Genomic DNA, 21,196 nt, shown 5'->3' on the forward strand with positions numbered 1-21,196 from the left:
GGGCGTGGTGGCCGAATGGGAAGAGTCCGACGAAATCCGGCGCTATCGCATAGGGCTTCGCGCTAGCTTCTGAAGCGCAGGGCCTGGTCAGCCGGCGTGTCCGCTCCTGGCCGATAGCGGACGTTCGGCAGCCGGGCTGCTAATGTCCGCTTTCGACCCGAAGCGGACATTGGATCTGGGATGCGACTCGGACTGGTAGGGGCAGTGCTCCGAATTGTTTTGCTCATGAGCCTCGCGGTGATTTCTGGTTGCGTACGGCCGCCAGATGAGTGCTCCCGATTAGGTAAGGTCGTGGAGGACCAGCTCAGTCTGGTTAAACAGCTGCGCCAAACGCTCGCGCGTCCTAATGGCGCTGATGAGGTCCGCAAAACCATCGAATCTGCCAGCGGTTTCAAGGAAACGCTCGATAGTTGTAGGCGGTTTTTCATTGCTGAGGGCCCATCGTGCGCGGAATTTGAACAGCTGATAGCGCTTTCGAACCTGTCCGGACAGCTCTCCGCGGTACACGAGGCGCTGCAGCCACCAAGTGAAAGAACGCACAGGCGTTTTGTCGAGCAAGTCCTTGCAGATGCAGAGAACGAGCCACGTAAGAAACCTGTTGCTGCGTCTTGCTGGAGATAGAAAGGCGCAGCGAGGAACGTCCGCTTCTGGCAGATAGCGGACAGTGCGGCGGTCGAAGTGGGCTCGCAGTGCTAATGTCCGCTTCCGACCCGAAGCGGACAGGCGGGACAATCCAAAATCGAGGTGTTCTGATGCAGAAGCGGGTGCTGACAGCCATCCTGGTGCTCGCTTCCGGATCAACCTTCGCGGAACAGGAGCGGGCCGCGATCCTCAGAAGCCCTCAGGACAGCGGTGTGGCCCTGAGTCGCGATGAGGCGCTGGCCGTTGCAAGGAAGGCCGCGGAGGCTCACGGATACGACCTTGCCAGATACGAGTTGGACCCGTTTCCGAGATCACTCTCGGAAGACGGGAGCGAGTGGTCCTTTTACTATCACTGCAAACCGTTGCCGCCACCTGGCTGCTTCTTCAACGTCACGGTGAACCGTAGGACGGGTGCCAGCCGGGTCTCCAAGGGCGAATGAGTGTATGTCCGCTCCTGGCCGATAGCGGACATGCGGGACAGGACGGGCGGGCGAGCAGTGCCAATGTTCGTGGTCGACGCATACCGGACATTCGTATTTCATGGAGGATGACCGATGGAGCGCGCTGAAACATCCGCAGGACGAGCCTCGGCCGCGGTGCTGTTCACGCTGGTTGCGTTCCTGTGCGCCGGGTGCTCGCGGGATACTTCGAGGGTGACGGGAAAGGCACCGGAGCAATCGATCACTTCAGCACAGCACTTCCCGCCCCCTCCGGACGTCGGGGACATCGGGCACTTTCACCAATGCCGGCAACGACCACAGCATGAGCTAAATCCGTATCAATCCTGTCTCGCGGCAAGGCTGGGCGCTGCGCAATGTACGCCTGCTGTCGACTGCGTGCTGACCTGCCTGGCCAGCCCGGACGGCCGGAACGTGGGAGGCGGCTGCGACCACGTGTGCTTCGGCTACAACGTCTACCACGAGTGGAAGGATCGACCTGCGGCGATGGACGAATGCCGGCAGGACCGCACTGCCGGCGAACGCTTCGAACGTGAGGCGTCCGCTCCGGGCCGATAGCCGACGTCGCCTCGATCGTCGGCGCAACGATGCTGAAGAGGTGTCGCCCCTGGCCGCCTCAATCCCCCACCTTCGCAAGCTCATCGCACCTCAGCGCAAGGCTCGTCGCCAGTTCGAGCGTCGCGGGAGACGCGCCGGCGGGATGGTGCATCGCCAGCCAGAGCGCGGGCGACTGCGCGAAGCCTTCCTTCTTTCCAAGCAGCCGATGGGAAGAGAGCACCGCGCGCAGCGGCAGCAGGCTGAGACCGAGGCCGTCGCCGACGGCCGCCTGCAGGTTCGCGAGGTTCGGGCTGCTGTAGGCCACGTGCCAGTTCCGGCGCTGCGCATCGAGCCAGCCGAAGATCTCCTCGCGGTACAGGCCGCCTTCCGGGAACACGGCCACCGGCACGGGATCGCGGTCCAGGCAGGGGTGGCGGAGGCTGTCCACCCACGCCAGTTTCTCCGGCCACGCGCGGACGCCGCCGGGACGACGCTGCTTCGCCAGGATCAGTTCGAACTCGCCGCGTGCGTACCGCGCGATCAGGTCGTTGCTCAGGCCGCTGGTGACTTCGAGCCGCACCACCGCGCCGCGGCGCCGTGAGAACGCGGCGAGCGTGGGCGTCAGTGCCCGTCCACCGAGGTCTTCCGGAAGGCCGATGCGGATGACCTCCTGCCGCGGCGCCTGGCCCATGGCGGCGCGCGCTTCCGTCCCCAGCGCCAGCAACCGTCGCGCGTAGCCCAGCAGGCGTTCGCCGGCTTCGGTCGTGGCCGCTTGCGGGCCGCTGCGGTCCAGCAGGACGTGCCCGGTGTCCTGTTCCAGGCGCTTCACCTGCTGGCTGACGGTCGACTGGGTCAGGTGCAGCGTCTCGGCCGCGCGGGTGAAACCTCCCTGTTCGACCACGGCGACGAAGGCGCGCAGCAGCGTGGGATCGTACATGGCTATTCGATTCTCCACTGGGGCGGATGGATTTATTTAATTTTACAATGATGCGGGACGACTCCTAGGCTTGCTCCATGGTCGCAGTCGGCACGACTGGAGCACGCATGCGTTCGGGAGCGAAGATCATGGCAACGATGGTGGGCGTCGCCTCGGCGGCGGCAATGGCGACGGGGTTCGCCCTGTCGAAGGACACGCTGCTGGTGGAGGCCGCGGAGTCGGGCCATACGCGCACGGTCGAGCGGCTGCTGCGCGATGGCGCCGATATCGAGCAGCGCGACTGGCGCGGACGCACGGCGCTGCTCGCCGCGACGCACGGCGGCCGCGTGGAGACCGCGCGTGTGCTCATCGGCGCCGGTGCCGACGTGAATGCGAAGGACGCGATCGACGACAGCCCGTACCTGTACGCGGGCGCGCGCGGGCACCTGGAGATCCTCGAACTGACGCTCGCGCACGGCGCGGACCTGCGCAGCACCAACCGCTATGGCGGCACGGCGCTGATTCCGGCTGCGGAACGCGGCCACGTGGAAACCGTGCGCAGGCTGATCGACACCGGCGTCGACGTCGACCACGTCAACCGGCTGGGATGGACGGCGCTGCTCGAGGCGGTGATCCTCGGCGACGGAGGCGAACGTCATCAGGCGATCGTGCGTTTGCTGCTGGAGGCGGGCGCGGATCAGGCGATCGCCGATCGCGAAGGCGTGACGCCGATGGAGCATGCGCGCCGGCTGGGCTACACCGGGATCGAAGCGATCCTGGCAGAGGAGGGTGCGCGATGAGTCGCGCCATGACATCCATCGATCATGCCCTGCGGGGCTGTGCCCGCGGGCTGCTGGCGTTCACCCTGTCGATGCTCGCGGCAGGGCCGCTGCTGGCGCGCGAAGCGGCCTCCGAACCGGTCGACGTGCTGGTGTGCGATGTGACCCTCATCGACGTGGTGGACGGAAAACGCCACGCGCACCGCGACATCGCGCTGAGCGACGGGCGCATCGTCGCCATCACCGGAACCGCCGCGAAGCCCGACCGCAAAGCGCGCCGGATCGTGGACGGCCGCGGCAAGTACGCGATCCCCGGCCTGTGGGACATGCACGTCCACTTCGGCGGCGGCGAGAAGCTGATCGAGGAGAACCGCGCCCTGCTGCCGCTGTACGTCGCCCATGGCATCACCGCGGTGCGCGACGCCGCCGGCGATCTCAGCCCCAGCGTCTTCCAGTGGCGCGACGCGATCGCGGCAGGGCGCGAAGCCGGGCCGACGATCTTCACCTCCGGGCCGAAGATCGAAGGCAAGGACTCGATCTGGCCCGGCGACATCGAGATCGACAGCGAAGCCGGACTCGACCAGGCCCTCGACCGCCTCGCCGCCGAGCGCGTGGACTTCATCAAGATCACCGACAACACGCTGAGCCCGGCGCTGTTCCTGAAGGCGCTGGAGAAGGTGAAGGCGCGCGGCATGATCAGTTCCGCGCACATTCCGATGGCCGTTCCGGTCGCGCAGGCCAGCGACGCGGGCCTGGGGTCCATCGAGCACATCGCCTACGCGTACAAGGCGGGCGCCCCGGGCGAGGCCGGACTGAGCCGGCGTTTCGGGGCGGGCGAACTGGATTCGCGCGGCGTCTGGGACCAGGTCGACGCGACGTTCGACGAGAAATCGGCACGCGTGGCGTATCGCCGGCTTGCCCGCAACGGCACCGCGGTGACGCCGACGCTCAACGGCAGTCTCGTCACGGCGTACCTGGACCAGAACGACCACGCCAGCGACGACTACCTCAAGTACATCGGCCCCGGCCTGCAGGCCACGTACGCGTGGCGCGTGGAGCGCGCATCGAAGGACGATGCGGCGGCCATCGCCCGTCGCCACCGGCGCTTCGAAACGCAGGCGGCGATCCTGCCGCTGTTGCAGGAGGCCGGCGTCACGATCCTCGCGGGCACCGATGCCGGCTTCCTCAATTCGTTCAACTACCCGGGCATCGCGCTGCACGAGGAACTGGCGTTGTTCGTGCGATACGGCCTCACGCCGCTCCAGGCGTTGCAGTCGGCGACGATCAACGGCGCGCGTTTCCTGCACAAGGACGCGACGCACGGCTCCCTGGTGGAAGGCAAGGCCGCCGACGTGGTGCTGCTCGATGCGGACCCGACGAAGGACATCGGCGCGATCCGCCGCATCGACACCGTCATTCTGCGAGGCGAGGTCCACGACCGTGAGGCGTTGGATGGCATGCTGGAAGATGTCCGCAAGCGTGTTGCTGCGATGCCTGCGGAAGGGTAACGCCGGCAAGGAGGATGTTGATGCTAATGTCCGCTTCCGACCGATGCCGCGCATGCTTCCGGGTCGTCTGGCTGTCTCTTGCTCGAGGATGGATCGACGTTGAATTCCCGCTGCAACCTCTGCGGTCGCACGCTCGGAATTGCAGCGGATCCGCTTTCGATCGATTGCGGCGGTGATTGCTGGGGATGCGTCGGTCCGATGGAAAGCGGGTGGCCCTCGTCTGGCGCCAGGGTCGTGGAAGAAATCGAGGCGGGGCTTCGCGAGCCGGACGGCAGTGCGAAGCCGCCGCCGGACGGATAGCCGGCAGCGCCAACGCGCCAGGCAGCGTGATTACAGCGCTACGGCCGCCCAGGCCCCATCGAGTCCCGCAGATCCAGCATCGGCTGCTGCGGCACATTGATCATCCCGGTGGATGGCCGATCCAGATCGATCACCAACGCCGCCGCCAGCGTGAACAGCGCAAGCAGCAACGTGGTGGACCTGCGGTGCGAAGCGCGTTCGTAGCCGGCCATCGCCGCGGCCAGCAGCGCGAACAGCCACAGCATGCGCAGGATGCGCGGCGGGACGTGCGCCTGGCGCGTGGCGAAGCGTTCGGCGGCCAGGTCGATGGAGTCGTTGGTCGTGCTCACCAGCAGCGATGCGCGCGGCGTGTCGCGGAAGGACGCGGTGGCCGACATCAGCGTCGTCCAAAGCTCGTTCTGCAGGGCTTCGGTACGCCGCTGCTGCTGCAATTCCTCGTCCGCATTGCGCGCCTTGCCGAAGGCGAGCCGCGCGTCCACGTAGCGCCGCAGCTGCGCCTGCATGCGCTCGCGGTCGGGTGAATCGAGCAGTTGCGTGCGCAGCCACGTCGTGCCGAGCGCATTGGCTTCCTTCACCACCAGTACGCGGCGCTCCTCGTAGCGCGACAGCGCGATGGAGAAGGTGAAGCCGATCAGCAGCGCGAACAGGCCAAGCACCGAGGTCATCGCGAAGGCGTCGGTGTCCGTCGCGGAAGAACCGCGACGCCGTCGCACGTAGGCGCCGACCTCGCGCGCGACGATCAGGCTCGCGAAGAACACCAGCGCCAGCAGCCACAGCGGCGCATAGGGGAACGACGAGGAGTACGTGCCCATCCAGCCTCCCGACAGCTTGACGAACGCACTGCGCCGCCTGGGCAGCGCAGTGCGACAGGAACGCGTCGATGCGAGAGCCGACGCTCAGTCCGCCGCCATCGCCGCCGCCGCGAGCTTCTCCAGGTCGAGGTACTGCGCCTTCTCGACCGTGACGCCGACGAACTGGATGCGTCCGCCCTTGAAGTCACCCGGCGTAATGTACTCCTCGCTTACCGCGTCGCCACTGTCGCGGCCGATGCACAGGCCATCGCCCGACAGCGTGAACTTGCCCAGCTGGGTCTTCATCCTGCCCTCGGCTTCCACCTGGTCGTTGACGTACAGGCGCGTGGAGCCCAGCGATTCGCCGTGCGGGCCGGCCTCCTCGCGGGTGAACTCCATGCCCAGCGTATAGCGGCCGGGTTTGAGCTGCGTCTTGGACACGAACTTCTGCTCCGGCTTGATGCCCAGGAAGTTCGATACGTAGTAGAGCTTGCGATCCTTGATGAACAACGCGTGCCCGCCAAAACGCGAACCGTGCGCGAAGATCACGCCCGAACAGTCGGCGTCGGCGATCTCCACGTCCGCGAGGATCTTGTACGAACGCCCGCGCGTGTTCACCGCCACGCCTTCCGGCACGGGCGAGGTGCCCGGGTAGTAGATGTAGCGCTCGCGCGGCGGCTCTTCGGTGGGGCGCTCCACGCCCAGCAGTTCGGCCGCGCTGCGATCGTCCAATGGCAGCACTTTGTTCTTCTCGGCTTCCTCGAACCACGCCTTCACCAGCGCTTCGACCTTCTCCGGATGCTGGTCGGCGAGGTTCGTCGATTCCGAACGGTCCTTGTCGACATGGAACAGCTCCCACTGGTCCTTGTCGAAATGCCCCTTGCCGGTGAGCGGTGCGTGCAGCGCCGCGACTTTCCAGCCGTCTTCCCACAAGCCGCGCGTGCCGAGCATGGCGTAGTACTGGCGTTTCTTCCGGGTCGGCGCTTCGGGCGTGGCGTCGAAGGTATAGCGCATCGAGATGCCCGACAGCGGATACTGCTCCACGCCGCGGTAGACCTTGGGCATTTCCAGTCCGCAGGCCTCCAGGATGGTCGGCACCAGGTCCACCGAATGATGGTACTGGTTGCGCACCTCGCCCTTGGCCTTGATGCCCCTGGGCCAGTGGATGACCATCGGGCACGCGGTGCCGCCGGCGTACTGCGAATAACGTTTGAACATCGGGTAGGGCGTGGAGAACGCCACGGCCCAGCCGGTGGGGTAGTGGTTGTAGGTCTCGGGTCCGCCGAGCACGTCGAGGTATTTCAGGTTTTCGGACAGTTCGTCGGGATAGTTGTTGAAGAACTTGTTCTCGTTGACCGAACCCGACGGGCTGCCTTCGCCCGATGCGCCGTTGTCGGCGCAATAGAACACCAGCGTGTTCTCCAGCTGGCCGCTCTGTTCGAGGTAATCGATGATGCGGCCGATCTGCGTGTCGGTGTATTCGGAGAATCCCGCATACACCTCGGCCATGCGCGCGAACAGGCGCTTTTCCTCATCGTTGAGCGAATCCCACGGCCGCACCGCATCGGCGACGTTCGCCACGCCGTCGGGAACCGGATTGATCGGCGTGAGCTTCGTTCCGGCCGGCAGCATGCCGCGCTCGATCATCCGCTGCATCACCCATTCGCGGTACGCCTCGTAGCCGTCGTCGAACTTGCCCTTGTACTTGTCGACGTATTCCTTCGGCGCATGATGCGGCGCATGGTTCGCACCCGGGCACAGCCACATGAACCACGGCTTGGACGGATTGCTCGCCTTCTGGTCGCGGATCATCTGCAGCGCCTGGTCGACCAGATCCTTCGACAGGTGATAGCCGTCCTCCGGCCCGTAAGGCTGGTCGATGAACCGGTTGTCCTCGACCAGGTCCGGATACCACTGGTTCGTCTCGCCGCCGATGAATCCGTAGAAGCGGTCGAAGCCCTTCTGCACCGGCCATTCGGAACGGTTGCCGCCGGCGCAGATGTCCTGCTCGGGCACGTTGTGCTGCTTGCCCAGCCAGAACGTGCTGAAGCCGTTTTCCTGCAGCACCTGGCCGATGGTGGCGCATTCCTCGGGCGTGCGCCCGCTCCAGCCGGGATAGCCCTGCGCGCCTTCGGTGATGCACGACATGCCGTTGAGATGGTGGTTGCGTCCGGTGAGGAACGTCGAGCGCGTCGGCGAGCACAACGCCGTCGTATGCCACTGCGTGTAGGTGAGCCCGCCGTCGGCGAGCCGCTGCAGCGTCGGCATGTGGATGCGCCCGCCATACGGCTCCCACGCGGCCTGGCCGGTGTCGTCGTACAGGATGATCAGGATGTTGGGCGCACCGTCCGGCGCCTTCGGTGGGGTGTACGGGTCCCAGTCCGGGGTGGAATCGCGAACGTCGAGCTTGATGACGCCCTTGAACGGTTTCCTCGCCATGATCCTGCCTCCTGAGTTGTTCACGCACGCTCGGTAGTGCGCGATGGGGGAACTTCGCCGCGCGCGGTTACGTGCGCTCGTCCTTGCGCTTGAGCTTCTTGTTCCTGGTGCCCACCGAACAACGGTTGAGCGCGTTGCGATGGAACAGGTGCTTGTCGTTGTAGCGCGTGAGCGACCAGCAGCCGTTCACCGGCGGTTTCCGGCCCGCCGGGAAGGTCACGCTGTGGCCATGCGCATGCATGCCGAAGCCCGCACCTGGCGCCAGCCTCGCAGCCGTGCCTTGGCCCGGGTCGACGCCGTTGACGGTCAACGCGTGCGAGGAACCCAACGGAACGAACAGCGTGCCGACGTCCGCCAGGCAAGCGGCTCGATCGAAGTTTCCAGCGACATCGTCGCCGTGCATCAGCATGACCGCGCCCGGTTCGACCGCGCGCAGGCGCCACGGCTGGCTCGCGGCCTGGAGGGGCAGGTAGCGCCCGTCCACGCCCGCGGCGCATCGGCGAACTCGTCGAATTCGGAACAGACAAGGCCGACCATGCCTTCTCCGGACAGGCGGGAATATTTGCCCGATTTACGTAGCGACGGCGCGCCACGCCGCGCATAGTCGCATCGTCCTGCGTGAAGACCGGGCATACGGACGTTAACAGGATCGCGCGTCGTGTTCTGGAGTGAGGGCTTCTGGTGTGCGTCATCACGCCCGCCGGTGAGCCGGTCGCGCGCGGATACGCGGCAACGCGTGCCCGCACGAGTCGAGCGCGACGAACCGCCGATCATTGCGGGTTCGACGAGGAAGCGGAACGCCGCCGCCATGCGGATACCGCGCTTGTCGCGCAACCGTGGCCTGCGATCCACACGCGCGATCGCTGGCGACGGGTGGACTTCGAGCGTGCGCAACGATCGTTCGAACGCACCGTGACCGCGTATACGGAAAAGGGATACCGCTGCTGCGTGATCCCCAGGTGTCGGTCGAAGCGCGGGTGGCGTTCGTTCTCCAGCAGATCGGGATGCGCGATTGAGGTGGCGCCTTGCCGTTGCGCAGGGGCTCGCAGGAAGTCCGCCTCTGGCCGAAAGCAGCGCGTGGGTGCTGCCCCATGCAAAGGCCCGCATCGTGCATCTGCCGCGACGTGGCGAGCTCAACCGCTCCGCACATCGTCCATACCGCAAGTCACGAAACCTCCATCACTCAGCCTCGTGAACACTGCGCGACAGCGCCGCTGTTCACCATGAACAAGCGTGCCTTTCCCCTCGGGCGGGACGATACTCGGCCGGTGCGTCGTCCACTGCCCGGGAGGGGACCATGTACGCGCATCCACTTCGTTTCGCGCCCGCCGCGCTCGCGGCGCTGATCGCCGCCGGCGGCTTTCCGTCGCCCGCCCACGCCGCCACGCGCGTGGTCGCCAACTGCAACGACAGCGGCGCGGGCAGCCTGCGCAACGCAATCTCCGTTGCGCAGAGCGGCGACAACATCGACCTGCTCGGACTCGCGTGCACGCGCATCCTGCTGACGTCCGGGCAGCTGGTGGTTCCGCAGGCGTCGTTGACGTTGCTCGGACGCAACCGCGACGCGCTCACGCTGGACGCCAACGCGAACGGCCGCGCGATACGGCACACCGGCACGGGCACGCTGCGCGTGTACCGCATGACGGTGGCCAATGGCCGCATCGCCGCGAGCGTCGCCGAGGGCGGATGCATCGCGTCGGCCGGCACGGTCGAGCTGATCAGTTCGGCGATCCACCATTGCCAGGCCATCGCGAGCGGCGGGCTGGATCCATGGGCCTACGGTGGCGCGGTGAGCGCGCGCAACGTGCTGCTCGCGCACAGCCGGGCCCACGCGAACCTGGCCGAAGCCGGCAACGGCGGCGCGTTGCATGCGTGGGGACACATCAACCTGCATTACAGCCAGGTGCTGGGCAGTTCGGCGTACTTCGGCGGCGGGGTGTACGCCAATTCGGTGGCGGCCACCTATTCGCTGGTCCGCAACAACGTGGCGAGCGGCGGCGGTGGCATCTACATCTCCGCACAGCAACCGGCGGAGCTGAGCCTGCTGCTGAACAAGAGCACCGTGGCGACCAACCATTCCACCGGCTGGGGCGGCGGGGTGGACGCCGGAGGCGCGCCGGATCCGGCGCTGATCATCGACAGCACGATCTCCGGCAACATCGGCTACTACAGCGGCGCTTCGCTGCCCGCGCGCACGCGCATCCTCAACAGCACGATCACCGCGAACGAGGAACGCAATCCGCAATGCAACGGTGCGCTCGATCCGACGCTCGAACTGCACATGGAGAGCACGATCGTCTCCGGGAACCTGTGTCCGTCGGGCGGCGTCGACATCGGCGCGATGTTCGACAACGCGCCGGTCACCGGCAGCCACAACCTGGTCGGAGCGTCGCTCGCGCCGCTGCCGCCCGGCACCATCGTGAGCAGCGATCTGCTGCTCACGCCACTGTTCAACAACGGCGGCCCGACGCCGACCCATGCGCCCGAGCACGGCAGCCCCGCGATCGATCGCGGCAGCAATCCGCAGAACCTCCAGTACGACCAGCGCGGTCCGGGATTCCCGCGCGTACAGGGGGCGTTCGCCGAGATCGGCGCCGTCGAGAGGCCCGCGCCGAGACCGTGACGCCGCGCTTGGCAACCGCCGATGGCACACGAGGAGCCCGCTCATGTCCCGCCATGCATCCACTTCGATGCTGCTGTGCGCCGCGTCGCTCGCGGCCGGCGCATTCCTTCCCGTCGCCGGCGCGCAGGCCGCCACGCGCGTGGTGGCCAACTGCAACGACAGCGGCGCCGGCAGCCTGCGCGGCGTCATCGCCGGCGCGCTGAGCGGCGACGTCATCGACCTGCGTTCGCTGGCGTGCACGCGCATCGCGCTGACCAGCGGCGAGATCGCGATCGCGCAGAACAACCTCACCCTGATCGGCCGCAGCCGCGATGCGATGACGCTCGATGCGCGCCAGTCGTCGCGCGTGCTCCGGCACACCGGCACGGGGACGTTGCGCCTCCAGGACCTCACCGTCGCGTGGGGCGATCTCGATCCCGTTCCGGGCGAGGTGAGCCGGGGCGGATGCATCGCCTCGGACGGCAACGTCGAACTGCACCTGACCCGCATCCACCATTGCCGCAACGCGGCCGGCGGCTGGCTCGATTCGCCGGCGGCGGCCGGCGGCGGCATCAACGCGCTCGGCAACGTGACGGTGACGCACAGTTCGGTGTTCCTGAACGTCGCCACGTCGAACTCGACCGGCGGCGGCATCGATGCGGAAGGCCGCGTGACGCTGCTGTACAGCCACGTCTTCGACAACTACGCCTTCTACGGCGGCGGCGTGCGCGCGGGGCAGGGCGCGAGCGTGACCTACTCGACCGTTCGCGACAACGACGGCGGCAGGGAAGGCGGCGGCCTGCTGCTCGAAACCGGCGACCTGCTCGTCAACAAATCCACGTTCTCGAACAATCGCCTCCATCAGGATCCGCCGTGGTCGCAATGGCCGCTCGGCGGCGGGCTGTATGCCGATGGCGTCGGCGCGCGCACGATCGTCGACAGCACCTTCTCGGGGAACGAAGCCGTGATCGCCAGCGCCGCCTACATCGAGGGCGATGCGCGGATCAACAACAGCACCATCGCCTTCAACATCGCGAAATGGGGCGACGATCCGCCCACGCCGCCGTGCGAGGAGCGCGGCGCGCTCTGGGCCGATACGCTGACGCTGTACAGCACGATCGTGGCGAACAACCCCTGCACGAACGGGGTGGGCTACGACGTGGGCATGGATGCGCCGGCGATCCTCGGCGCCGACAACCTGATCGTCCGCGCGAACGTCGCCGTGCCCGCCGACACGATCACCGCCGATCCGCGCCTGGCGCCGCTGAGCAGCAACGGCGGGCCCTCGCGCACGCACATGCTGCTGTCCGGCAGTCCGGCGATCGATCACGGCAACAATTTCCTCAGCCGCGCGTACGACCAGCGTGGGCCGGGATTCCCGCGCGTGAAGGGCGCCTTCCCGGACATCGGGGCGATCGAGCGTTGAGGGGGCGTTCGCGGACCGGCCGGGCCGGCCTCGCGCGATGCTAATGTCCACTCCGGACCGGGGCGGGTACCGCCCGCCGCGCGTCCGTTGCACCAGACGATCGCAGTCCCACGGCATGGCAGTCGTCGCCGCCATGCGCCCAGTGATGTGACCAAAGGATGGATGCATGACTACGACTCAGGAAGGAATTGCCGTAAACGCCCGGCTGGTGCGCGATGTGCGCATCCTCAAGCTGTACGCCGGGGCGACCACGCTCGCGCTGGCCGCGCTGGCATTGACCGCGGCGAAGACGCCGGATCCGGACGCGGAGATCACCGTCGAACGGATCAACATCGTCGATCCGACCGGCGTCAAACGCATGGTGATTTCCAATGCCGAGCGCTTCCCCCTGCCGAAGGTCGAAGGACGCGAGCTCCCGCGTGCGATGGCGCCGGCGGGGCTGGTGCTCTACGACTCCAAGGGGAACGAAGTCGGCGGCGTCGCGGCCAGCGATGCGAGTTTCGGCAAGATGAACGTGATGGCGTTCGATTACCCGAACTACGACGCGATCGGGCTTCTCACCCGCATCAGCCCGGACGGCAGCGACGCACTCGCCGGACTGGCGATCAACGCGCGTCCGCCGGCGAACCTGGACCCGATCGCGGCGGGGAAGGTGGCGCACACGCGCATCGCCATCCAGAACCAGAACGAGGACGCGCAGATCCTGATGGCCGATCCGCAGGGGCGCGACCGCATCCGGCTCATGGTCGATCGCAAGGGGCAGGCGAGGATCGAAGTCCTCGACGCGGATGGAAAGGTCACGTTCCGCGCGCCGGAAGGCGGCTGAGCGATCCGCATGTCGTGACCGGCAAAGGTCGCAGCCGGGATGACGCTTCGATGCACGACGTCATCCCGGTGCGCCTGGTTCGCGTGGATTACGACGTCGCTTCGAACGACGCGTGATACCGGACCGTTCCCGCGGGCACCTGGCCTTCGAAGCCGAGCGCCTGGAAGTAGGCGGGCGGTACGTCCGCGAGGGTGAGCGCGGAGTGCGCCGAGAAGCCGAAGCGGCCGTAGTAGGACGGTTCGCCGAGCACGACACATCCGCGCGCGCCGGACGCGCGCAGGCGATCCAGCGACGCGCGAATCAGCCGGCTGCCCACGCCGGTGCCCTGGCAGTCCGGCAGCACCGATACCGGGCCCAGTCCGTACCAGTCGCGGGCGCCATCGGAGATTTCCACGGGCGAGATCGCGACGTGGCCGACGATGCCACCGTCCATCTGCGCGACGAGCGACAGCGACAGCTGTCCGGCCGAACGCAGGGCCGCGATGATGAATTCCTCCGTGCCGCTGGAGTGCTCGGCGGTGGCGAACGCGGTGCGCGTCACTTGCGCGATCGCGGCGGCGTCGTCCGGGCGCTCGTCGCGGATCAGCAATGTCTGGGGATGGATCATGTCGCTCCTGTTCGCGATCAGGTGGGGGTGGTTGGGGAACGGTGCGTGCGTGCCCGGGGGCGTCTCGCCGCCGGGCCGTCGTAGGCCGCGCCCTGCATGAAGAAGTCCAGCGCGTGCGAGAACTCGTCGGCCAGCGCGACGTCCGCCTTGCCCAGCCATGTCATGACGGCGCACAGATAGAGGAAATGCAGGTACACCGCAAGGCGTTCGGCGGGCACGTCGGCCTTGAGTTCGCCGGTCTCCTGCGCGTGCGTCACCAACTGCACGTACAGGGGAATCATGCCGGACGCGTGCTGTTCGTCCGCGCCGTCGCGCACCTGCTGGAACCGATGACGGATGTACGGCGCCGCGTACTGCCGATGCGCTTCCCACCATTGCGCCGACGCCTCCAGCAGCGTCGCCACGCGTGAGACGAAGGAGCGCCGGCTCAGGACATCCTGCAGCACCGAGTGGAGATCGGCGCCCAGTTGCCCATGCATCCAGTGCACGAGCACCGCTTCCTTCACCGGGAAGTGGTTGTAGAGCGTGCCGCGCGCGACGTCCGCCTGCGCGGCGATCTGCTCCATGGTGACGGCCTCGTATCCGTCGCGTTCGAACAGCGCGTGCGCGGTGCTGGCGATGTGGTCGCGGGTCTGCCTGCGTTTGCGGGCGGCTCGGTCGTTGCCGGTCATGTGTGCCTTGCACTGAATTTGTACGTCGTACAATAATGGACAATGTCCAATTTCACAACGGGCCGATCCATGCGCAATCCAGAAGGACTTCCGGTGATCGTCATCGGGGCGGGGCTGTCGGGAATGGCGGCGGCGCTCGCCATCGCACGCCGGGGCAGGGACGTGATCGTGCTGGAGGCGCAGGACGCCACCGGCGGATGCTGTTCGACCACGAACGCGAACGGTTACACGTTCAACAACGGCGCGGTCTACGTCGCCGTGCCTTCACTGCTGCGTGCGGCGTTCCAGCGGCTTGGGCTCGAGTTCGACGACGAGGTTGCGCTCGCCGCGATCGAACGGCCGCATGTCACCTGCCTGGAGAACGGAACGGCGGTGCACCTGTCGACGGTGGAGGACTCGTTCGTCGACGGCGTGCGCGATGGGCCGCGGACGCGCGAACTCCGCGACGGCCTGCGCAGGCTGCGCGAGCAGTGGGGTCCGATCTACCGGACGCTGGTCGCCGACGTGCTGCCCGAAGGGCCTTCGCTGCTGCGCACGCTCGCGAGGCTCTGGCGATACCTGCCGCGCATGGGCGGGCATGCGGGCGATCTCATCGCGTCGTACTTTTCCGACGACGACCTGCGGGCCGCGGTCGCGTCCACGCTGCTGTACACCGGGCTGCCGCCGGAACGCCTGCCTTCGACGCAGATCATCGGACTGCTGGCGCTGCTGGAGGAAGGCTTTCACCTGCCGCGCGGCGGCATGGGCGCGATCTCCGCCGCGCTGGAGCGCGAGCTTCGCCGCCGTTCGATTCCCGTGCGTTCCGGCACGTGGGTGCGCGAGATCACGGTGGAGCACGGACAGGTGCGCGGCGTCGTCCTCGCCGACGGAGAACGCATGCGGACGTCCCACGTCGTGGCGACATGCGCCGGCTTCGATGTGCTCGAACGCCTGCTGCCGGCGGATGCGGTTCCTCGCTCGCTGGCGGCGAAGGCCGAAGCGGCACCGTTGTCGCATCGGGCCGTGTCGATCCAGCTCGGCTGCTCGGGCCTGCATGCGCCGGACGCCTTCATCGTCAATCACGTCCCGTCGATGCGCGAACAGGGCGCGATGCACGTGCTCGGGGCCGCAACGCCGCAATGGCTCTCGTACACGCGGCCGACGCAGGTGCTTCCCGAACTCGCTCCATCGGGGCGTCAGATCATCGAACTGTATGCGCCCGCTACCGGTATCCGGCGTGCATCGGAGTGGGACAGGGCGATGACCGATGCGGTGGTCGGCCGGTATCTCGAAGCGTTGCAGCGGCGATTGCCGGGCTTGTCCATCGACACCACCCGCGTGCTCGACCCACGGGATTTCGCGCGCGAGCGGAACCTGTACGAAGGCGCCCTCTACGGTATCGCGCCCGGTGTCGCGCCCAACCGGTTCTTCCCGCATCGCACGCGGATCGGTGGCCTGTACCTGGGCGGACAGACCACGTTTCCGGGCTATGGCGTGCCGTCCGCGATCCTGTCCGGCATACAGAGCGCCGAGGCGTTGCTTGGCGATGCGATGCGCTGAGGGCGCGCGGCGACCGCGGCGATGTCGTTACACCGCATTCCCCGCCGCATGCCCCGACGCCCACGCCCACTGGAAGTTGTAGCCGCCGAGCCAGCCGGTGACGTCGATGACCTCGCCGATGAAGTACAGCCCCGGCACGCGCCGGGACTGCATCGTGCTGGACGAGAGTTCGTCGGTGTCGACGCCGCCGAGCGTCACTTCGGCCGTGCGATAGCCCTCGGTGCCGCTGGCGACCAGCGCCCAGTCGCCCAGCACCTGCGCGATCTCGCGCAGTTGCGGCACGTTGTACTGCTTCATCGGACGATTGGGCAGCCAGTGCTCGCACAGCCGCTGCGCGAAACGCTTCGGCATCGCCTCGCCGAGCAGCGTCTTGAGTTCGGCGGCGGGCCGTTCGCGCTGCCATTGCTGCAGGGTTTCCAGCGCGTCGCGGCCGGGGAGCAGGTCCAGGCGCAGGTCATCGCCGGGTTGCCAGTACGAGGAGATCTGCAGGATCGCCGGGCCGCTGACGCCGCGATGCGTCACCAGCATGTAGTTGCTGAAAGCCGCGCCGTTGCAGCGCGCCGTCACCGGCAGCGCGACGCCGCTCAGGTCCGCCAGGCGTTCCTGGTGCTTTCCGCTCAGGGTGAGCGGCACGAGTCCCGCGCGCGTGGGCAGCACGGCGTGGCCGAAGCGGCGCGCGAGGTCGTAACCGAAACCGCTCGCGCCCATGCTCGGGATCGACAACCCGCCGCTCGCCACCACCAGCGCGGGCGCCGCGAAGTTGCCGCGCGTGGTGTGCAGGCGGAAGCGCGCGTCGTCGCTGTCGCCGTGTGCGAGCTTCTCGATGCTGCAACCGGTCTCGACGCGCACGCCTGCCTGCGCGCATTCGTCCAGCAACATCTTCACGATCAGCTTGGACGATTCGTCGCAGAACAGCTGCCCGAGTTCCTTCTCGTGGTACGCGATGCCGTGGCGTTCGACCATGTCGATGAAATGCCACGGCGTGTAGCGCGCCAGCGCCGACTTGCAGAAATGCGGGTTGGCCGACAGGTAGTTCGCCGGCGTGGCGCCGGTGTTGGTGAAATTGCAGCGACCGCCGCCCGACATCAGGATCTTCTTGCCGACGCGGTTGGCGTGTTCGACCACCAGCACGCGCCTGCCGCGCTGGCCGGCGGTCAGCGCGCACATCAGCCCGGCGGCGCCGCCGCCGACGATCATCACGTCGAAATGCGCGTTCATGCCGGACGGGCCATCTCAGGCCGCGTGCGCGGCCGGCGCCATGCGCGTGCGGGGACGCAGCGCGACCGAGGCGCGGTCGCCCATCAGCTGCAGTTCGCCGTCCTGCACGATCGCGTTGAAGCGCATGCTGCGCTCGATCATCGCGCCGAGCGCCTCGACCGATGCGGCGTCGACGTCGATGACGGTGAGGTTGTCCAGCCGCGCCAGCGCGGAGGCGTGCCTGTCCCACCACAGGTCGGCGGCGCGTCCGCCGTAATTGACCACCACGACCTGCCGCGCGCGTCCGCACGCCTTGCGGATGCGCGATTCGTCGGGTTGCCCGAGATCGATCCACAGCTCGATGTCGCCGGTGTAGTCGCGGCGCCACAGGTCGGGTTCGTCGTCGGTGCTCAGGCCCTTGCCGAACTCCAGCCGTTCGCTGGCGAACAGCGCGAAGGCGACCACGCGCACCATCAGCCGCTCGTCCGTCTCGGACGGATGCTGGGCGAGGGTGAGCGGGTAGGTCGCGTAGTGATGCCGGTCGAGGTCGCTGAGCTGGAGCTCGGCCTTGACCACGGTCGCCTTGAGCGCCATGTGCGGGGATACCTTGCGGGAAAAGCGGAGCGCGCATTCTAGGCGCTCGCGGGTGTGCGACGGGCGATGCGGGCGCGCTCCTGTCAGTCCCGAATCCCGAATCCCGACTTCTTCAGGCCACCACCTCGTCCCCGCGCTCCGGCACCCGCACCGGCGCCTCCTCCGCGAGCGGCGCGGCGCACGGGATCCGCAGCGAGAACGTCGATCCCTCCGGCCCCGCGTCGGCGAGCACCAGGTCGCCGCCGTTGCGGCGGGCGATCTCGCGCGCCAGATGCAGGCCGAGGCCCGCGCCGGGTCGGCCGCTGCCGTCGGAGCCGCGCACGTAGCGCTGGAAGATGCGCTCGCGGTCGGCCTCGGGGACGCCGCCGCCGCGATCGCCGACATCGATGCGCACCTGGTCGCCCGCGTGGTACGCGCGCACCCGTACGGTGGTTTCCAGCGGCGAGTACTTCAGCGCGTTGTCGATCAGGTTCGACAGCGCGATGGTCAGCAGCGGCAGGTCGCCTTCGACCTCCGGCAGTTCGACGTGGCAGACCGCGTCCAGGCGCTCGTCCATCGCCGAATGCAGTTCGGCCGCCGCGGAGATCAGCGTGCGCGGCGCGAAGCGCGTGGCGGCGCGCGCGGCTTCCGGTTCGCGCATGCGATCGTCGGCGAGGTAGGTTTCGATCATCGCCGTCATGCGTTGCGTCGCGCGATCCAGGCGCGCGAGCCGCTGCTGAAGGTCCGCCCCGGCCAGCGAGGAATGCGTGCGCAGGCGCTGTGCGACCGCCTTGATGATCGACAGCGGCGTACGGAATTCGTGCGAGACCATCGCGACGAACTCGCGCTGCGTCTCGTGCGTCGCCCGCTCGGAGCGCAGCGCCGCGTCGAGTTCGGCCTGCGCCGCGCGGCGTTCGGCGATCTCGGTTTCCAGGCGGCGGTTGATCGACGCGAGTTCGGCGGTGCGTTCGGACACCTTCTGGTCGAGGCGGGCCTCGGCGCGGATCGACATCTCCAGCGCGCGGCGCTCGGAATCGCGCAGGCGCGACATCAGCGCGACGCTCAGCATGACCATGTGCACCAGGCCGATGAAATCCAGGCTGTGGCGCGTCCATTCGTTGCTCGGCAGCAGCCCGAGCGTGTGGCCCATCGCGGCGGACGAACCGGCCACCTGCACCGCGAAGGCGATGACGACCCAGCGCAGGTCCGGCCGCGCGCGCCACTGCATGACCAGCAGGCACGCGAACACCGGCTGCCACAGCACGCGCAGCCAGAGCATCGCGACCAGTACCACACCATCGGGCAGGAACAGCAGCAGCACCGTGCCCGACACCAGCGCGAGCGACAGCGCGCAGGCCAGCGCGTACGCCCAGGGCAGGCGGCGGCCGATCTCGATCAGCTGCACGCCGAACCACAGCGTGTAGCCCATCGTCACCAGCGCGAGCGCGCGCGTGAGGTACACGACGCTGCCCGGCTGGCCGCGGAACCACCACTGCGCGGCGAAGCCTTCCAGCAGCAGCAACAGCGCCAGGAACAGCGACAGGTACATCGCGCAGTACAGGTACAGCGACCGGCGCAGGTCGAACCAGAAATACACGTTCAGCAGCACCAGCAGCCCGAGCGCGCCGAAGTACAGGCCCCAGATCGCGTACTCGCGCCCGGCCATCGCGGCGAAGGCCTCGGGCCGCCACAGCTGCGGCGTGACCAGGATCGCCCCCTGGCTCGCGACGCGCACGAACAGCACGCGCGGTCGCGCATCGTCGTCGCGCACGTCCAGCGCGAACACCGGCTTGCGGAACGCAACGTCGCGCTCGACGAACGGCGTCGACGCGCCGAGCTCGCGGCCCTCGTCGCCGATGCCGTCCGCGTACAGCCGCACCGAACCGATCCGCGCGGGGCAGGGCACGAACCACCACGTGCCCGGCGTGAGGTCGTCCGGCAGCGCGATGCGCACCCACACCGCGCCGTCGCGATAGGTCGCGCGTTCGAACGGGCCGCCGCCGGAGAACGCCTCGGCCGGCATGCGCCGTACCGCGTCGTACGTGAGCCGGCCGGTGGGATCGGCAAGGTGGGAGGCGTACGGCGCCAGGTCGATCCCGCCGGAAGCATGCGCCTGCGCACGCGCGCCCGCCGGCCACGCGCACGCGGCCAGCGCAAGGAGCAACGTCAACAGCAGACGCGAGGACATGGATGACGGCACGTGCACGGAAGGAGGTCCGATGGCCGCCTGCGGTTCGTCCCGCGCGGCACCCCTCATCGGACCGTGGCGCTATCGATACCACATCCAACCCGCACAATCGGCAAAGACCGCCTTGCCGGCTCCGGTCGTAACATGGAGCGCATGCCCAACCGTTCTGCCGCCATCGACACGGCCCCGCGCGAACTCGCCAACCTCCGGGTGGCGCTGGTCGAAGACGACCCGGACCTGCTCGAGGAACTGGCCGACGGCCTGCGCGACGCCGGCTTCGAGGTGAGCGCCTGCGCGAGCGCCGAAGCCTTCTGGCTCGCCAGCACCCACACCGCGTTCGACCTGGTCGTGCTCGACCTCGGCCTGCCGCGCGAGAGCGGCATGTCGGTGCTGCGGCGCCTGCGAGAAAGTTCGGGCATCGGCGTGGTGGTGCTCACCGCGCGCATGCTGCCGGCCGACCACGCGCAGAGCCTGTCGGAAGGCGCCGATGCGTTCCTGTCCAAGCCGGTCGACCTGCACGTGCTCGAAGCCACGCTGCGCAGCGTCGTGCGGCGCATGAAACCGGTGGCGCCCACGATCGCGTGGCGCCTGACCGCCGACGGCTGGTCGCTGTGCACGCCGCGCGGCGGCATCGTCGAACTCAGCGCGCAGGAACGCCTGCTGCTGGAGGTCGTGATGGAATCGCCCGGCAGCGTGGTCTCGCGCGAAACGCTGCTGGAACGCTTCGACCGCACGGGCGAGGAGATCGATCCGCAACGGCTCGACATGCTCGTGCACCGGCTGCGCAAGAAGGTGGCGCAGGCCGGGCATCGCCTGCCGCTGCGCACGCTGTATCGCAGCGGATACGTGTTCCAGGTCGACCCGGCCTGACTTCATCGGTCTGATCCGGACGCGACGGGCCGCACGACGGGCCGCACGCTTGGCCCGATCTGTCGGTTCGGAAGAATTCGATAGATTCGAAAAGATTTCGTCATTGAGCGTGCGCTGCGTCACAGTTACAGTGCCGCCCGCTCAGCGACCGGCGGAGTCGGCCATGCCTGCATGGCGACCTCGCGTCGCGTTCCAGATCCGCTTTTCCTGGCACATCCCTTGCAGCGAACGCGCCCGTTCACCGGGCCGCCGCATGGCCACGCCGTGAGCTGAGCAGACAGGCCGGCCGAATGCCGGCGCTGCGACAAACCAGGGGATTACGCATGG

At 67.9% G+C, this 21,196-nt stretch carries 17 protein-coding genes and 1 pseudogene; 9 read left to right on the forward strand and 9 right to left on the reverse strand.

The window, feature by feature from the left end:
- Nucleotides 1-695 precede the first annotated feature (695 nt).
- Nucleotides 696-1,082, forward strand: a complete 387-nt coding sequence (locus tag I4U41_RS07025) for a hypothetical protein (protein WP_206860443.1) — start codon at nt 696-698, stop codon at nt 1,080-1,082.
- Between the two features lie 634 nt (nt 1,083-1,716).
- Here the strand turns inward: I4U41_RS07025 and I4U41_RS07030 are convergent.
- Entirely contained in the window at nt 1,717-2,574 is an 858-nt protein-coding gene (locus I4U41_RS07030) for a LysR family transcriptional regulator (RefSeq protein ID WP_206860444.1), read from the reverse strand.
- 128 nt (nt 2,575-2,702) lie between these two features.
- On the opposite strand from I4U41_RS07030, the gene I4U41_RS07035 reads away from it, so the two are divergent.
- Together I4U41_RS07035 and I4U41_RS07040 are read left to right on the forward strand one after the other, a co-directional pair.
- Nucleotides 2,703-3,353 carry an ankyrin repeat domain-containing protein gene (locus tag I4U41_RS07035; protein WP_242525090.1) on the forward strand — a complete coding sequence of 217 codons (651 nt, stop codon included), beginning with the start codon at nt 2,703-2,705 and terminating at the stop codon, nt 3,351-3,353.
- 8 nt (nt 3,354-3,361) lie between these two features.
- A complete protein-coding gene (locus I4U41_RS07040; protein ID WP_242525091.1) occupies nt 3,362-4,840 on the forward strand; it encodes an amidohydrolase family protein in 1,479 nt (492 codons plus the stop codon).
- 338 nt (nt 4,841-5,178) lie between these two features.
- On the opposite strand, the gene I4U41_RS07045 is transcribed toward I4U41_RS07040, so the two are convergent.
- The 3 genes and pseudogenes from I4U41_RS07045 to I4U41_RS18560 form a co-directional block, all read right to left on the reverse strand.
- Nucleotides 5,179-5,952, reverse strand: coding sequence for a bestrophin-like domain (locus I4U41_RS07045; RefSeq protein ID WP_206860446.1), 774 nt, complete (start codon nt 5,950-5,952; stop codon nt 5,179-5,181).
- Nucleotides 5,953-7,062: 1,110 nt separating this feature from the next.
- Nucleotides 7,063-8,370: pseudogene (locus I4U41_RS18615) on the reverse strand (sulfatase-like hydrolase/transferase); the annotation flags it as partial.
- Nucleotides 8,371-8,437: 67 nt separating this feature from the next.
- A complete protein-coding gene (locus I4U41_RS18560) occupies nt 8,438-8,854 on the reverse strand; it encodes a DUF1214 domain-containing protein (protein ID WP_206860448.1) in 417 nt (138 codons plus the stop codon).
- Nucleotides 8,855-9,051: 197 nt separating this feature from the next.
- On the opposite strand from I4U41_RS18560, the gene I4U41_RS18620 reads away from it, so the two are divergent.
- From I4U41_RS18620 to I4U41_RS07075, 4 genes are all read left to right on the forward strand, one after another.
- Entirely contained in the window at nt 9,052-9,597 is a 546-nt protein-coding gene (locus I4U41_RS18620; RefSeq protein WP_206860449.1) for an AAA family ATPase, read from the forward strand.
- A 70-nt stretch (nt 9,598-9,667) separates the two neighbouring features.
- Entirely contained in the window at nt 9,668-10,993 is a 1,326-nt protein-coding gene (locus tag I4U41_RS07065) for a choice-of-anchor Q domain-containing protein (RefSeq protein WP_206860450.1), read from the forward strand.
- Between the two features lie 43 nt (nt 10,994-11,036).
- Nucleotides 11,037-12,398, forward strand: a complete 1,362-nt coding sequence (locus I4U41_RS07070; RefSeq protein WP_206860451.1) for a choice-of-anchor Q domain-containing protein — start codon at nt 11,037-11,039, stop codon at nt 12,396-12,398.
- Between the two features lie 166 nt (nt 12,399-12,564).
- Nucleotides 12,565-13,224 carry a hypothetical protein gene (locus tag I4U41_RS07075; RefSeq protein WP_206860452.1) on the forward strand — a complete coding sequence of 220 codons (660 nt, stop codon included), beginning with the start codon at nt 12,565-12,567 and terminating at the stop codon, nt 13,222-13,224.
- An 88-nt stretch (nt 13,225-13,312) separates the two neighbouring features.
- Here the strand turns inward: I4U41_RS07075 and I4U41_RS07080 are convergent, their stop codons facing one another.
- Nucleotides 13,313-13,831 (reverse strand): GNAT family N-acetyltransferase, encoded by a 519-nt coding sequence (locus I4U41_RS07080; protein WP_206860453.1) that lies wholly within the window; start codon nt 13,829-13,831, stop codon nt 13,313-13,315.
- Between the two features lie 17 nt (nt 13,832-13,848).
- On the reverse strand, nt 13,849-14,502 hold the full coding sequence (locus tag I4U41_RS07085; protein WP_206860454.1) for a TetR/AcrR family transcriptional regulator: 654 nt from the start codon (nt 14,500-14,502) through the stop codon (nt 13,849-13,851).
- Between the two features lie 69 nt (nt 14,503-14,571).
- Between I4U41_RS07085 and I4U41_RS07090 the strand changes: the two genes are divergently transcribed.
- Nucleotides 14,572-16,041 carry a phytoene desaturase family protein gene (locus tag I4U41_RS07090; protein ID WP_206860455.1) on the forward strand — a complete coding sequence of 490 codons (1,470 nt, stop codon included), beginning with the start codon at nt 14,572-14,574 and terminating at the stop codon, nt 16,039-16,041.
- A 27-nt stretch (nt 16,042-16,068) separates the two neighbouring features.
- Here the strand turns inward: I4U41_RS07090 and I4U41_RS07095 are convergent, their stop codons facing one another.
- The 3 genes from I4U41_RS07095 to I4U41_RS07105 all read right to left on the reverse strand — a co-directional run bounded on the left by I4U41_RS07095 (nt 16,069) and on the right by I4U41_RS07105 (nt 19,999).
- Complete coding sequence (locus I4U41_RS07095) at nt 16,069-17,259, reverse strand: BaiN/RdsA family NAD(P)/FAD-dependent oxidoreductase (protein WP_206860456.1); 1,191 nt, start codon at nt 17,257-17,259, stop codon at nt 16,069-16,071.
- Between the two features lie 15 nt (nt 17,260-17,274).
- Nucleotides 17,275-17,832 (reverse strand): YaeQ family protein, encoded by a 558-nt coding sequence (locus tag I4U41_RS07100; RefSeq protein WP_206860457.1) that lies wholly within the window; start codon nt 17,830-17,832, stop codon nt 17,275-17,277.
- A gap of 112 nt (nt 17,833-17,944) precedes the next feature.
- Nucleotides 17,945-19,999 carry a sensor histidine kinase gene (locus tag I4U41_RS07105; RefSeq protein WP_206860458.1) on the reverse strand — a complete coding sequence of 685 codons (2,055 nt, stop codon included), beginning with the start codon at nt 19,997-19,999 and terminating at the stop codon, nt 17,945-17,947.
- A 153-nt stretch (nt 20,000-20,152) separates the two neighbouring features.
- Here I4U41_RS07105 and I4U41_RS07110 point away from each other — a divergent pair, with 153 nt between their 5' ends.
- A complete protein-coding gene (locus I4U41_RS07110; protein WP_206860459.1) occupies nt 20,153-20,869 on the forward strand; it encodes a response regulator transcription factor in 717 nt (238 codons plus the stop codon).
- Nucleotides 20,870-21,196: the final 327 nt, after the last annotated feature.

The sequence above is a fragment of the Lysobacter changpingensis genome, from assembly GCF_017308985.1.
Classification (GTDB): Bacteria; Pseudomonadota; Gammaproteobacteria; order Xanthomonadales; family Xanthomonadaceae; genus Lysobacter_J; species Lysobacter_J changpingensis.